A 13,377-nucleotide genomic window follows, 5' to 3' on the forward strand; every position below is an offset into this window, starting at 1 on the left:
GTCACCTGTCTTGTTCCACGCTGACCCAAATCAGGGAGTCAGGCCCAACGTGGGAATTCGGGGGTTCTGCCGGCGGATCTTTGGCTTGCGCGGCAGATCTTCACGCTACATGTCTTCGCCGAACCGATTTGCCACCAGCGTTTCAAGTGCACTGGCCAGCGCCTCGGCGTCCGGACCGGACGTTTCGACTTCAATAGAGCTTCCCTTGCTCGCTGCCAACATCAAAAGACCCATGATGCTGTCGCCGCCGGTCGACATGCCGTCGCGGCTGACCTCGGCGCGGGCATCGAACCCTTCGACCACCTCGACGAATTTCGCGGATGCACGGGCATGCAGCCCCTTTTCGTTGACGATCGTCAACGTTCTCGACACCGCGTCGCGCATGGTCTTCAGCCTCCGCTCAGGTTCCGGCTGTCGATATACTTGCGCCCAGCCTCGGTGGCGACGCGGACAGCCTCCGGCAGGGCCTTATGCCGCGACTTGGCCAGCTTGATCAAGGCCGGAAGGTTGACCCCGTATAGAATCCGCCGATCGTCGGGCCGGCAGGCCAACAGGCTGAGGTTGCTGGGCGATCCGCCGAACATGTCGGTCACCACCACGACGCCCTGGCCCTGATCGACCGCATCCGCCGCGCAGCAGATCTCGCGCTCCTTCTCGGGGCGGTCGACGGTCACGCCAATGGAAATCGCGCGCAGGCCGGGCTGATGCCCGACCACGTGTTCGACCGCGGCCTTGTATTCATTGGCCAGGCCGCCGTGCGCGACGATGACGATACCGATCAATCCTTGGCTTCCTTCAGCTTGCAGAGCGGGGCTCATCCCGCACCCCCGCTGGCCTTGCGCCGTTCTTGTTCCAAGTGCCTAATTGACACCTGCCAGCCTGCCTCTGCAAGGGCCAGTCCAAGCCTTTCGACCAATGTGACGGAACGGTGTTGCCCCCCCGTACAGCCAAAACCGATGCTGAGGTGCGATTTGCCCTCTTCCGCATAGGCCGGCAGCAGCATCAGCGTAAGATCCGTGACCTTTTCCAGAAAGGGGGCAAAGCGCGGATCTTCGGCGATATAGGCCTGGACGGTCGCATCCGTGCCGGTCAGCCCGCGCAGGTCCGCAGACCAATAGGGATTGCGCAGGAACCGCACGTCAAAGACCATGTCCAGACCGCGTGGCAAGCCGCGTTTGTAGGAAAATGAATGCAGCGACACCGCCAGGCCCTGGCCTTCCTGCGGGGCGAATGTTCCGCCGATTTCCCGTCGCAGGTCATGCACCGTCATTTCCGAGGTATCGACCAGCATGTCGGCCCTGCTCCGGATCGGCTCGAGCAGATCAACTTCCCGTGCGATCCCGATCTCGGCGGTTTCATCCGGAGCCATGGGGTGCCTGCGACGGGTTTCGGAATAGCGCCGCGACAGTACATCGGCGCGGCAATCGAGGTAGAGCAGTTCCAGCGGCAGATCCTGCATGCGCTGAAGCCGGTCCAGCATCTCGATCAGGGCAAGGGGCGAAAAATCCCGGTTGCGCACGTCGATCCCCAGCACCAGCGACCGGCCCAGCGGCGGTCCGTCAAGAAGGCGTGGCAGCAGCGACAGGGGAAGGTTGTCGATGGCCTCGAACCCAAGATCCTCCATCGCGCGAATGGCGGTAGAGCGACCGGCACCGGACGGGCCCGTCACGAGTACGAGCCGGGCGGTCTGGCTGGGCATGTCTGGTCCATCTGGCATCTTGCCGAAGTTCTAGGTTTTGCGGTTGACCGTTCACGCGCTTAAGCTGTCTACGCGTACCGGCCTTCTCGCAGATATTGCAGAATCGCCGCCGCAAAAGCGGTGGTGCCAGTATTGTGAAGCAAGGATAAAGAAACCCCCAGCAAAATCGTGCTGCGCTGCGGCGGAAGCCGATTATTTTCGACTTTTCCCAGATCCACGCAGAAAACGACCGGAGATGGCCCGACAGGGGCGGCTTTCAGGATGCCCACGCCGCGCGCCTCGATCTGCCCCGCGATGGTCTCCGGGGCGTCGGCGATGACCTGTTCCCCCACGCGCGTCAGGCAGACCCGGTCATCGGCGACCAGCCCCGCGCCACGGGCCAGCAGTTCCAGCGCGAGAGACGACTTGCCACTGCCCGACGGCCCCAGGATCAGCACCGCCCGGCCCTCCAGCGCCACGCAGCTGGCATGCACCGGCGGATCGGCCTTCGTGCCGCTATCGCCTGCCCGCCCGGTCAAATCGGCAGTCCGACGACGAAACGGGCGCCGCGGGGCGCGGAATGCGGATCGGCTTCGCCGGGTCGGATGTTTTCGGCCCAGATCACGCCACCATGGGCTTCGGTAATCTGCTTGCTGATCGCCAGACCGAGGCCGGAGTTATTGCCGAAATCGCTTTCGGGGCGGTGCGAATAGAACCGGGTGAAGATCTGGGTCAGGGCCTCGTCCGGGATGCCCGGCCCGGAATCCTCGACCACGATCAGCACCCGGTTGGCGCGCTGGCGGACCCAGACGCGGATCCTGTCGCCCGTGGCGCAAAAGCTGATGGCATTGGTCACCAGGTTGACCACGACCTGCGCCAGCCGGGGTTCGATGCCGCGCAGCAGCACCGGCGCCTTTTGCAGATCGGCGACCAGTTCAATCCCCTGCGCACGGGCCTGCTCTTCCAGATGATCGCAGAGGCGGCGCACCAGATCGACCAGATCGAATTCCTCTTCCTCCTCGCGCACCAACTCGCTGTCGAGCCGCGAGGCATTGGAAATGTCGCTGACCAACCGGTCGAGGCGGCGCACATCGTGGTCGATCACCTCCAGCAGCTTGGCCTGCTGGTCTGCTCGCTTCGCCACCCGGAGCGCCCCTACCGCAGAGCGCAGCGAGGCCAGCGGGTTCTTCACCTCATGCGCCACATCGGCGGCGAATTGTTCGTTGGAATCGATCCGGTCATAGAGCGCATCGACCATGCCGCGCAGCGCGCCCGACAGGCGGCCGATCTCGTCCCGGCGGTGGCTGAGGTCCGGGATGCGGACCCGTCCCGGTGCCACCGGGCGCTTGCCGTTGCTGCCATGCCCGCCGCCAAGTTCCACCGCTGCGGCCAGTTCGGCCAGAGGCCCGGCGATGGTCGAGGCAAGCACCAGACTGAGCAGGATCGAGACCAGCGTCGCCCCGAGAAAGACTCCGAGCACCCCGCGAAGAGCGCCCTGGGTCGCATCGATCGTGCCGGAAACCGCCACCGCCAACCCCGGCGCTTTGGGCAGTGGGACCAGCGCGGTGAACAGCCCCTCCGGTCCGTCGCGTTCAAGGGTACCCGAATGGCCCGGCGCAAGCTGGCCGAGCAGGTCCCGACTTTCACGCAGCGCCTCTGTGGGGCTACCCGCACCCTGTTCCGACCCGGATTTGCGCGCCAGCACATTGCCTTCGCCGGTGATGACCAGAAGGGTCAGCCCCGGATCCAACCCGATGTCCGACAGATCTGGTGCCCTGTCTTCGGCCATATCCGCGCCGACAAGCGCCGCAATCAGGCTCGCCTCATGGCTGATCGCGTGGCGTTGACGGTCCAGCATCTGATCCCGCGGGGCGCACAATGCCAGGATCCCGGCCGCCAGCACATTCAGCGCCACGACGTTGAAGAGGACGATCCGCCAGGTCAGTGGTGACCGCCGCAGCCGCCACCCCCACCCGGACCGCACCCGGCAAGCCGGGCGATCCGTGTCGCGAAAGGCGTCGGGCGAAAGGTCAGGGTCTTTCATTGCAACCTTGCAGGCAGCTTTGGCACCGGGCCGGTATCACGACATGCTGGACCGGACACACCGCCCGCCATCCGGTTTCCATGATCCGCCCCCTCCTGCCGCGTCAGTCTTCATTATACTTGTACCCAATCCCGTAGAGGGTTTCGATGGCCGAAAACGCCGGATCCACCATCCGCAGCTTCTTGCGCAACCGCTTGATGTGGCTGTCTATGGTGCGGTCATCCACGTAGATCTGGTCGTCATAGGCGACGTCCATCAGTTGATCGCGGGTCTTCACGAAGCCGGGGCGGTCGGCCAATGCCTGCAACAACAGGAACTCCGTCACCGTCAGGGTCACAGGCCGGTCCTTCCAGGTCACCAGGTGGCGCAGCGGATCCATGCGCAGGGGACCGCAATCCAGCACCCGCGTCTCGGCCGTTTCGGCAACCGGACCGCCCGACACCGCCTCGACCCGCCGCAACAGTGACCGGATACGCGCAACCAGCAAACGCTGGCTGAAGGGTTTGCGGACGTAGTCATCCGCCCCCATGCGCAGCCCCAACACCTCGTCTATCTCGTCATCCTTCGAGGTCAGGAAAATCACCGGCATCTGGCTGCGCTGGCGCAGACGCTGCAACAGGTCGATCCCGTCCATACGCGGCATCTTGATGTCGAGCACGGCCATGTCGGGCAAATCCCGTTCAAAAGCCTCCAGCGCCGAAGGGCCATCGGTGAAGCAGCTGACGAAAAAGCCCTCGGCCTCCAGCGTCATGGCCACCGAGGTCAGGATATTGCGGTCATCATCCACCAGAGCGATCTTCGCCATCTCTTGCTTCCTCATCCGACGGGCTCGCCCAGTATCTGAGGCCAGGATCCAGGAACAGTATTTCGATTTCTACCTATGCAGGCAACCGCCACGAACGAATCGCCATGGCTGCCCTTCGCCTGTGACTACAAGGCATTGGAACTGCCCGGATTTGTCCGAAATCCAGTCGGCGACGGGCAACATTTCGCAAGTGGTTGCGCTAACCCGCAGGTGATTGCGCTAACCCTTCCCGGCAAGCTGTTCACAGTCCGAACAAGCATGTTAAGAGACCGAATACCGCGGCATTGCGCCCGGTCCCGGGCCCCCACCGCGCTGCCCGGATAGGAGGACCGCCGCGGACGGAGCGGCTACAGGAGTTTGACTGATGGCATTTGGACGGGTGAACCCGCATTTCCGGCTCGAGGATCAAGGCATCGAGGGTCTGGGAAATGTCTATTACAACCTGATGGAACCCGCCCTGATCCAGGCTGCCCTGAAACGCGAAGAAGGCACGCTTGGCAAGGGGGGCACCTTCCTCGTCACGACCGGCAAGTACACGGGCCGGTCGCCCAAGGACAAACACGTCGTCGACACGCCCGAGGTCACGGACAACATCTGGTGGGAATCCAACGCCAAGATGTCGCCCGAAGGCTTCGACCTGCTGCATGCCGACATCCTGGCCCATATGAAGGGCAAGGAATACTTCGTGCAGGATCTCGTCGGCGGGGCCGATCCGGCCTATGCGCTGAACGTCCGCATGGTCACCGAACTGGCCTGGCACAACCTGTTCATCCGCCACCTGCTGCGCCGTCCGGAGCTTTCGGCTCTGGATGACTTCGTTGCCGATTTCACCATCGTCAACTGCCCCAGCTTCAAGGCCGATCCGGAACGCCACGGCTGCCGGTCCGACACGGTGATCGCGCTGAACTTCACCAAGAAGCTGATCCTGATCGCCGGCACCGAATACGCAGGCGAGAACAAGAAATCGGTCTTCACCCTGCTGAACTACATCCTGCCCGAAAAAGGCGTCATGCCGATGCATTGCTCGGCCAACCACGCCAAGGGCAACCCGGTCGACACCGCGATCTTCTTCGGCCTGTCGGGCACCGGCAAGACCACCCTGTCCGCCGACCCCAGCCGCGTGCTGATCGGCGACGATGAACACGGCTGGTCGGATCGCGGCACCTTCAACTTCGAAGGCGGCTGCTATGCAAAGACCATCAACCTGAGCCCCGAAGCAGAGCCGGAAATCTACGCCACCTGTTCGATGTTCGGCACCGTGATCGAGAACATGGTCTACGACAAGGAGACCTTCGAGCTTGATTTCGAAGACAGCTCCCTGACCGAGAACATGCGCTGCGCCTACCCGCTGGACTATATCTCCAACGCGTCGGAAAGCGCTCTTGGCGGTCACCCCAAGAACATCATCCTGCTGACCTGTGACGCCTTTGGCGTGCTGCCGCCGATCGCGCGGCTGACCCCGGCGCAGGCGATGTACCACTTCCTGTCCGGCTTCACCTCGAAGACGCCCGGCACGGAGCGGGGCGTCCTTGAGCCGATCCCGACCTTCTCGACCTGTTTCGGCGCCCCCTTCATGCCGCGTCGTCCCGAAGCCTATGGCAAGCTGCTGCAGGAAAAGATCGCCAAGCATGGCGCGACCTGCTGGCTGGTGAACACCGGATGGACCGGCGGCGGCTTCGGCACCGGATCGCGGATGCCGATCCGCGCCACCCGTGCCCTGCTGACTGCGGCGCTGGATGGCTCGCTGAACGACTCCGAGTTCCGCAAGGATCCCAACTTCGGCTTCGAGGTCCCGGTTTCGGTGCCGGGCGTCGCCGATGTGCTGTTGGATCCGCGCAAGACCTGGGACGATACCGCAGGCTATGACGCGCAGGCCACCAAGCTGGTCGGCATGTTCTCGGAGAACTTCGAGCAATATCTGCCCTATATCGACGAAGACGTGAAAGCCGCTGCAATCGGCTGACCCGCCCCGACCCCCGCCTTTGCGGGCGGGGCCCTTCAGGGCCGGATCCGGCCCATCGCGTGACCTGACGCCCTGCCGCATCGCGGTGGGGCGTTGTCGTATTTACAGTTTTCATATTTACAAAGGCTTTGCTTGACGCAAAGGCCCCGGCAAAGCATCAGGGGCGGCGAAGACCGGAATGCCGGTCCGCAGCGGCTTCGGGGCCCAGTTCTCCCCGCACCGCCCGCTTTTGGGGAGGCGACCGTGAACCTGTTCGGCACGACGCAGAAGATTGCGATGACATGCGCGTTTTGCGCATCCGTCCCGGCCATGCCCATGGCCGAACTGCGCGCCTCTGCCGTGCCGTCGCGGGATTTCGTCAGCGCCCCGATCGAGCTTGAAGAAGCCGGGGTCTATTGCCCCGTCGATCACGTCGGCCGCGCGGCGGCGCCCGATACCGAAAGCGGGTATATCCTGCTGATGGAAGGCGACCAACGCGTCGCCCTGCACAGCCGCGTCGTGCCCGCCAGCCTCGGGATTTCCTTCGGGGTGCGCATTCGTCATGCCCCCGGCGCGCCGATGGGCAATTACCGCATGGTGGTGACGCATCCGCCCTATGGGCCGCGCAATATCTCGGTCGAAAGCTGGGACCCGAACATCAGCACCGGCTGGGGCGTGCGCAGTTTCCAATTCGAATACGACCGGGAACTGCAGGTCGGCCCCTGGTCGATGGAGCTTTACCAGGGCGACGATCTGCTGATGCGTCAAAGCTTTCAGGTGGTGCCGCCACAGGAGGCCCCCGAAGCGATCGAGATCTGCTTTGGCGGGACCTTCATTTCCTGACCGCTGCTGACCACGAGCGCAGGAAACCGCCGCTCAGACCAGCCCGGCCACGGCCTGCCCCAGCAGTGACAGCCCGGCGATGAAAAGCACCACCAGCGTTGCCTTGCGAAACGCGCTTTGGTCGATACGGTCCTGCACCCGGAACCCAATGGCCATCCCGATCAGCGCCACAGGCACCAGCATCACCGAAAACGGCAAGGTCTGTGCCCGCAGCACGCCGGACCCCAGATGCGCCCCCAGAAGCGCGACCGAGCCGAGTCCATAGATTACCCCCTGTAGCTGGATCTGCTCCTTCTTCGGCGTCTCCATCGCCGTCAGATAGGCCACGGTCGGCGGCCCCCAGACACCCGAGATCCCGCCGACCCCGCCCGCCAGCAATGCAACGCTCAGCTCGACCCGGCGCGGCGGCGGCGTGCCAAGCCGCAGGGGATAGCCCAGCAACTGGCTGAGCGCGAAAGCCAGGATCGGCCCGCCGACCAGCGCCTGCATCAGCCAGTCCGGCAGCACGGCGACCAGTTGCGCCGACAGGATCAGCGTGACGAAGGCCACCGACAGGAACAATTGGAAGCGTCGGATCGCCGCCCATGCGCCGCGCCAACCCTGCCGGAAGGCCTGCCAGACATTGGTCGCCACGGTCGGCAGAATCAGCCCCGCCAACGCCCATTCCGGCCCGACCACCAGACCCATGCCCGAGATCATGACCATTGGCATGGCAAAGCCCACCATACCCTTGACCACCCCTGCCAGCAGACCCACCATCAGGCACAGCGCCAGGGCGCCCGGTCCGATTTCTTGAAAAAGCATATCCATGCCGGTTGCTTACACCCCCCGCCCCGCCTGGCCCAATCAAAATCCGCCACGCAATTAAAGTTCAATTTAGCGCGGCAAAACAGCAAATATATTGCGCTGCACCTGCAAAGCAGCTATAGCACGGGAAAACGACAGGATCACCTATGGCACATGATGGACAAGCGCCTGCGGGCGCGAGCACGGCAGTTCTGCCGGATCTTCTGAACCGTACTGCGGCGGCCCTCGGACCCGTGGATCACCTGCTGGAAACCGCGCGTGATCTGGTCCGGCTCAGCGTCCAGCGAGACGGCGTGGTCTCGGCGCGCGCGGTCGAGGCAGAGCAGACCGCCACCCATGGCCTTGCCTGGCTGGCCACCTATGTCTACGCGCTGCGCCGGATGCAGATCTGGGCCGAAAGCCTGTCGGCGCAGGGCCGCTTTGGCGAAATCGAACAGTTGATCCACCAGATCGCCTTCGGGGAATACCTCAACCAGATCCACGGCGGCATCCCGATGTCGCAGACCGAAATCCTGCGGCCACAGGACCTTGGCCTTGGCGCCGATCAACTGGCGGCGATCTCCAACGACGCGGTGGAGCATTTGCGGGCCGAGGCCAACAGCCAGGTCGCGCGCAGCCGCCTGGCCGAGTTGCTGGTCGAACAGCAGGGCGTCGCCACCTATGGCGCCTCCGGCCTTGATGATGAACTCGAAATGATCCGCAACCAGTTCGCCCGCTACGCACAGGACCGGATCGCGCCCCATGCCCATGGCTGGCACATGGACGATGCGCTGATCCCGATGGACGTGATCGAGGAACTGGCCGAGATGGGTGTCTTCGGCCTGACCATCCCGGAAGACTTCGGCGGACTGGGCCTGTCCAAGGCTTCGATGGTCGTGGTTTCCGAAGAATTGTCGCGCGGCTATATCGGTGTCGGCTCCCTTGGCACCCGGTCCGAGATCGCCGCCGAACTGATCCTTTGCGGCGGCACCGAGGCGCAAAAGGAAAAGTGGCTGCCGGGCCTCGCCTCGGGAGAGATCCTGCCGACGGCGGTTTTCACCGAACCCAATACCGGGTCGGACCTGGCCAGCCTGCGCACCCGCGCGGTCAAGGACGCGGCGGGGGATTACCGCATTACGGGCAACAAGACCTGGATCACCCATGCGGCACGCACCCATGTGATGACAGTGCTGGCCCGCACCGACCCCGGCAGCACCGATCACCGGGGACTGTCGATGTTCCTGGCGGAAAAAACGCCGGGCAGCGAGGCCGATCCCTTTCCCACCCCCGGCATGACCGGCGGTGAGATCGAGGTACTCGGCTACCGCGGCATGAAGGAATATGAACTCGGCTTCGACGACTTCCACGTCAAGGGAGAGAACCTTCTTGGCGGCGAGGAAGGGCGGGGTTTCAAGCAGTTGATGCAGACCTTCGAGGCCGCCCGCATCCAGACCGCCGCCCGTGCCATCGGCGTCGCCCAGGCGGCGCTGGACACCGGGTTGCAATATGCCCAGGATCGCAAGGCCTTTGGCGGGCCGCTGATCCAGTTCCCGCGCGTTTCCGGCAAGCTCGCCATGATGGCGGTCGAGATCATGGTGGCGCGTCAGCTGACCTATTTCGCCGCCGGGGAAAAGGACAACGACCGGCGCTGCGATCTTGAGGCCGGCATGGCCAAGCTGCTGGCCGCCCGCGTCGCCTGGTCCTGCGCCGACAACACGCTGCAGATCCACGGCGGCAACGGCTTTGCGCTGGAATACACTGCATCGCGGCTGCTGTGTGATGCGCGCATTCTCAGCATCTTCGAAGGCGCGGCCGAGATCCAGGCTCAGGTCATCGCCCGCCGTCTGCTGGGTTAGACCGCCGCCGCATGCAAAAGGGCCACCCCGAGGGGCGGCCCTTTCTTGGTCAATCCGGGTGGATGCCTCAGCCAGCCTGACCGGAGGGCAGCATCACGCGGTCGATCACGTGCACAACGCCGTTCGACTGGTCGACATCGGCGGTGGTCACGGTTGCGACGCGGCCGTTCTGATCCTTCAGCTTCAGCTCGCCGTCTTCCATGTAGGCGTCAAGCATGCAGCCGCCGACCGTGGGCACGACGTGCATGCCGCCGTCATCGTTGATCATGCCGAGAATGTCGGACGAAAATGCTTCGGCGCCGACGACGTGGCACGTCAGGATTTCCTGCAGCTGCGCGCGGTTCTCTTCCATCATCAGCTTGTTCAGCGAGGCTTCGTCGATCATGCCGAAAGCGTCGTTCGTCGGTGCGAAGACCGTGTAGGGACCTTCGCCCATCAGGGTTTCCGCAAGGCCGGCGGCCGTCACGGCGGCGACCAGCGTGGTCAGGTTCGGCGCGGCGCTGGCGTTTTCGGCGATGGTCTTTTCAGGATACATCGCAGCGCCACCGACGCTGGGGTTCATCCCATCGGTCGCTGCCAGGGCGACGGAACCGGTTGCGACAAGGGCGGCGGTCAGGGCGAAACGTTTCATCATCTGTCATACTCTCCGTGGGGTTCGGCGGGCTCATCGACCCGCTATGCCTGAAACCACGAAGGCCTCGGGGCAAGAGTTTCAGCCCCGTGAAAAGTTTTTTCGATTTTTTATGCAAGCCCCAGCAGACGCGCCGCATTGCCCTTGATGATATCGGGGCGCAGTTCGTCCTTGATGGCGATCTTTTCGAAATCGCCCAGCCAGCGTTCCGGGGTGATCATCGGCCAGTCGGAGCCGAACAGCACCTTCTTCTTCAGGATCGAATTGCAGTATTTCACCAGGATCTCGGGGAAGTATTTCGGCGACCAGCCCGAGAGGTCGATATAGACATTTGGCTTGTGCTGGGCGACGGCCAGGGCCTCTTCCTGCCAGGGGAAGGACGGATGGGCCATGACGATCTGCATCTGCGGGAAATCGACCGCGACATCATCAAGGTATATCGGGTTGGAATACTTCAGCCGCATCCCGTTGCCGCCCGGCATGCCGGAGCCGACCCCGGTCTGGCCGGTATGGAACAGCGCGATGGCGCCTTCCTCGGCAATGGCTTCGTACAGCGGATAGGCCATGCGGTCGTTGGGATAGAAGCCCTGCATCGTGGGATGGAACTTGAACCCCTTGATGCCGAAATCGCGGATCATGCGCCGTGCCTCGCGCACGCCCATCTTGCCCTTGTGCGGGTCGATCGAGGCGAAGGGGATCAGCACGTCGGCGTTTTCGGCCGCCAGTTCGGCGACCTCTTCGTTGCGGTAGCGGCGATAGCCCGTCTCGCGTTCGGCATCGACAGGGAAGATCACCGCGGCAATGTTCTGTTCGCGGTAATGCTGCGCCGTCACCGGCACGGTGGGCGGGTGGCTCCAGGGCGCGCGGAAATACTGTGCCATGGTGGCCTGCAAATCGTCGTAGCCGTCGTCGGCATGGCAACCGCAGGGCTCTTCGGCATGGGTATGGATGTCGATGGCACGGATCTTGTTCAGGTCGATCATCTCGGCCCCCTATAATTCGATGACAGCCGGGTCGCGCCCGGCATAAAGCCGTTCGACCAGCGCGGCGCGGCGGGTCAGCAGCTTGCGGATGTTGATATTGCCCTTCGCCGTCATCTCGCCCTCGGCCAGCGACGGCGGTTCGGCCATGACCAAGGCGCGGGCGATGCGGGTGGAACTGCCGGTCGATTGCGCCGCCAGTGCCGCCAGCCGGTCACGGATCGGGTCCAGAAGGGCCCGGTCGGAGAGGACCTCGCCCGCGGCGCCGCGCGCGCCCGCCGGGACCAACAACACGCCCAGGGCATCGCGGTCATGCCCTGTGATCACCAGATCCACGACCAGACCGTTCAGGGCCGTTGTCACCTGGCCGCGCAGGGCCGCGACGCGGACCCAGGTGCCCGAGGTCAGCTTGAAATCTTCCGAGATGCGGCCATCGAAGGCCAGCCCTCGGTCCGGATCGCCGGGATCGACGAAGCGCACCGCGTCGCCGGTGATCAGCCAGCCCTCGGCGTCAAAGCTTTCGGCTGTCTTGGCCGCCTGCCCGAGGTAGCCCGGCATGATGTTGGGGCCCTTGCAGCGCAGCTCGTACCGGCCCTCGTCTTCGGGGATCAGCTTGATCTGCGCGCCTGGCACCGGCACCCCGATGATGCCAGAGCGGCTGACCTTTTCATGCACGACCACGGTGCAGGGCGATGTTTCCGTCATCCCCCAGGAGGAAATGAACCAGGGCGCCTCTCCGGTTTCCGCGCGCCCCATGTCCTCGAGCCCGGTCCAGACCTCCTGCGGCAGCGAGGCCCCGGCGTAGAACAGGAAATCGAGATCCTCGAAGAACCGCGCCCGCAGGCCGGCATCCGCCTGCATCGCCGCCAGCAGGCGGGCATAGCCGACGGGGACGTTGAAGCTGAGCGTGCCGGTGACCATCGACAGGTTTTCGATGGTGCGGGCGAACAGCTTGTCCGTGGGCTTGCCGTCGTCGATATACAGCGCCCCGCCCCCCGACAGCATCATGTTGAAATTATGCGAGCCGCCGAAGACATGGTTCCAGGGCAGCCAGTCGACGATCCGGTGCACCTTCTGGCGCAGGACCGGGAAACAGGCGGCCAACTGGGCCTGGTTGACGCACATCATGCGGTGGGTCGTCATCACCGCCTTCGGATGGGCGGTCGAGCCGGAGGTGAACAGAATCTTGGCCAGCATGTCGGGCGTGACCCGGGCGCGGGCTGCATCGGCCGGCCCCGGCGGGTGGGTCGCGGCCCGTGCGACCGAGGTCGCGTCGCTGGTGCCGGGATCACTGGCCAGCACCGGGATGCCCTGCAAGGCGGGCAGCGCCAGCGCCTCGCCGTAGCGGACGGCATCATCGACCCAGACCAGGACCGGGCGGGCAGTTTCGATCACATGGGTCAGCCGATCATGGGCACCGGGGATCAGGCTGTATTGCTCGGCCACCGAGGTCGAGACGAGGCCGACATATTGCGCCGCCAGCACCAGCAGCCCGTGATCGACCGAATTGGCCGAGAGGCAGGCAATGATATCGCCCGGCCCGAAGCCCTGCGCCAACAGCCAGGCCCCCAGCCCGCGCACCCTGTCGCGGGCCTCGCCATAGGTCACCTCGCGCCAGCCCGCGCCCCGGCGTTCGGCCAGAAAGACCCGCTGCGGGGCCACGCTGGCCCAATGATCCAGCCAGTCACCCGTGACACCGGTCACCGGGCCAAGGGCATTGCGGCTCTTGATTTCCAGCGCACCATCATCGCGCCGCAGGACGGCGACGGAATGGGGCGCGGCAGCGGTCGCCTGACGCATTGTTTTTCCTCC

At 64.4% G+C, this 13,377-nt stretch carries 13 protein-coding genes; 3 read left to right on the forward strand and 10 right to left on the reverse strand.

The features are described from left to right. Positions 1–105: 105 nt before the first annotated feature. From PSAL_RS11265 to PSAL_RS11290, 6 genes are all read right to left on the reverse strand, one after another. Positions 106–384, reverse strand: coding sequence for an HPr family phosphocarrier protein (locus PSAL_RS11265; RefSeq protein WP_119837644.1), 279 nt, complete (start codon positions 382–384; stop codon positions 106–108). A 5-nt stretch (positions 385–389) separates the two neighbouring features. Next, a complete protein-coding gene (locus tag PSAL_RS11270; protein WP_119837643.1) occupies positions 390–782 on the reverse strand; it encodes a PTS sugar transporter subunit IIA in 393 nt (130 codons plus the stop codon). A 32-nt stretch (positions 783–814) separates the two neighbouring features. Continuing rightward, a complete protein-coding gene (gene rapZ, locus PSAL_RS11275) occupies positions 815–1,717 on the reverse strand; it encodes an RNase adapter RapZ (protein ID WP_119837642.1) in 903 nt (300 codons plus the stop codon). A gap of 50 nt (positions 1,718–1,767) precedes the next feature. Further along, a complete protein-coding gene (locus tag PSAL_RS11280; protein WP_119837818.1) occupies positions 1,768–2,172 on the reverse strand; it encodes an HPr kinase/phosphorylase in 405 nt (134 codons plus the stop codon). Between the two features lie 41 nt (positions 2,173–2,213). Next, positions 2,214–3,722 carry an ATP-binding protein gene (locus PSAL_RS11285; RefSeq protein WP_119837641.1) on the reverse strand — a complete coding sequence of 503 codons (1,509 nt, stop codon included), beginning with the start codon at positions 3,720–3,722 and terminating at the stop codon, positions 2,214–2,216. Between the two features lie 103 nt (positions 3,723–3,825). Continuing rightward, positions 3,826–4,527 (reverse strand): response regulator transcription factor, encoded by a 702-nt coding sequence (locus PSAL_RS11290; RefSeq protein WP_119837640.1) that lies wholly within the window; start codon positions 4,525–4,527, stop codon positions 3,826–3,828. Between the two features lie 364 nt (positions 4,528–4,891). Between PSAL_RS11290 and PSAL_RS11295 the strand changes: the two genes are divergently transcribed. Together PSAL_RS11295 and PSAL_RS11300 are read left to right on the forward strand one after the other, a co-directional pair. After that, positions 4,892–6,490: a phosphoenolpyruvate carboxykinase gene (locus PSAL_RS11295; protein ID WP_119837639.1), complete on the forward strand. Its 1,599-nt coding sequence runs from the start codon at positions 4,892–4,894 to the stop codon at positions 6,488–6,490. 243 nt (positions 6,491–6,733) lie between these two features. Beyond that, entirely contained in the window at positions 6,734–7,312 is a 579-nt protein-coding gene (locus PSAL_RS11300; protein ID WP_119837638.1) for a DUF3859 domain-containing protein, read from the forward strand. Between the two features lie 33 nt (positions 7,313–7,345). Here PSAL_RS11300 and PSAL_RS11305 read toward each other — a convergent pair whose 3' ends face one another. Continuing rightward, the gene (locus PSAL_RS11305) at positions 7,346–8,122 is read right to left on the reverse strand and encodes a sulfite exporter TauE/SafE family protein (protein ID WP_119837637.1); all 777 of its coding nucleotides are present in this window, start codon (positions 8,120–8,122) and stop codon (positions 7,346–7,348) included. A 143-nt stretch (positions 8,123–8,265) separates the two neighbouring features. Between PSAL_RS11305 and PSAL_RS11310 the strand changes: the two genes are divergently transcribed. Further along, a complete protein-coding gene (locus PSAL_RS11310; protein WP_119837636.1) occupies positions 8,266–9,954 on the forward strand; it encodes an acyl-CoA dehydrogenase family protein in 1,689 nt (562 codons plus the stop codon). A 67-nt stretch (positions 9,955–10,021) separates the two neighbouring features. On the opposite strand, the gene PSAL_RS11315 is transcribed toward PSAL_RS11310, so the two are convergent. The 3 genes from PSAL_RS11315 to PSAL_RS11325 form a co-directional block, all read right to left on the reverse strand. Then, positions 10,022–10,588: a fasciclin domain-containing protein gene (locus PSAL_RS11315; protein WP_408004183.1), complete on the reverse strand. Its 567-nt coding sequence runs from the start codon at positions 10,586–10,588 to the stop codon at positions 10,022–10,024. A 107-nt stretch (positions 10,589–10,695) separates the two neighbouring features. Continuing rightward, positions 10,696–11,568: an amidohydrolase family protein gene (locus PSAL_RS11320; protein ID WP_119837635.1), complete on the reverse strand. Its 873-nt coding sequence runs from the start codon at positions 11,566–11,568 to the stop codon at positions 10,696–10,698. Between the two features lie 9 nt (positions 11,569–11,577). Further along, positions 11,578–13,365: a feruloyl-CoA synthase gene (locus PSAL_RS11325; RefSeq protein WP_119837634.1), complete on the reverse strand. Its 1,788-nt coding sequence runs from the start codon at positions 13,363–13,365 to the stop codon at positions 11,578–11,580. Positions 13,366–13,377: the final 12 nt, after the last annotated feature.

Source organism: Pseudooceanicola algae, from assembly GCF_003590145.2.
Taxonomy (GTDB): Bacteria; Pseudomonadota; Alphaproteobacteria; order Rhodobacterales; family Rhodobacteraceae; genus Pseudooceanicola; species Pseudooceanicola algae.